General features: G+C 53.3%; 1 protein-coding gene. It reads left to right on the top strand.

Features of this window, described 5'->3' with window-relative positions; genetic code table 11:
• On the top strand, positions 1 to 569 hold a 569-nt coding region (locus ABEW34_RS31715), incomplete at both ends, for an RHS repeat-associated core domain-containing protein (protein WP_430165811.1).

Here is a 569-nt window from a genome sequence, read left to right as displayed (position 1 = left end):
AACGTACGTACCTCCGTCACTGTAAACGGGGTAACGACTCGTTATGTCGTCAATCCGCAGGCGGTATTATCGCAGGTGCTGATGGAGACAGATGGGCAAGGCAACCGGGCGGCGTATTATGTGTACGGTCTTGGATTGATTGGCCGCGAGGCAGCGGATGGCAGCTATGCCACGTATCATTATGACCGTCGTGGAAGCACGGTCGCGCTGACGAATGACAACGGCGTGATAACGGATACGTATGAATACGGACCGTATGGGGAACAAATCCGTCATAGGGGGACGACGGAGCAGCCGTTCCAGTATAATGGACGTGATGGCGTTGCAACGGACGCAAATGGCTTGTACCATATGCGTGCGCGTTATTACAATCCAGAGATCAAACGTTTCATTAACCGGGATGTGCTGACAGGTTCGATCAGCGACTCGCAAACGCTGAACCGTTACGCGTATGTAAATGGCAACCCGATATCCTATGTCGATCCATTTGGCTTAAGCCGTGATGGTGACTCCGCATGGCTGCAAGGAGGAAGCTTCCTTGCTGATCTCGTGCCATGGGTAGGCACGGT

This window comes from Paenibacillus algorifonticola (assembly GCF_050481745.1).
In the GTDB taxonomy this organism is placed as follows: domain Bacteria; phylum Bacillota; class Bacilli; order Paenibacillales; family Paenibacillaceae; genus Pristimantibacillus; species Pristimantibacillus algorifonticola_A.
This window is presented reverse-complemented; position numbering and strand designations above follow the sequence as displayed.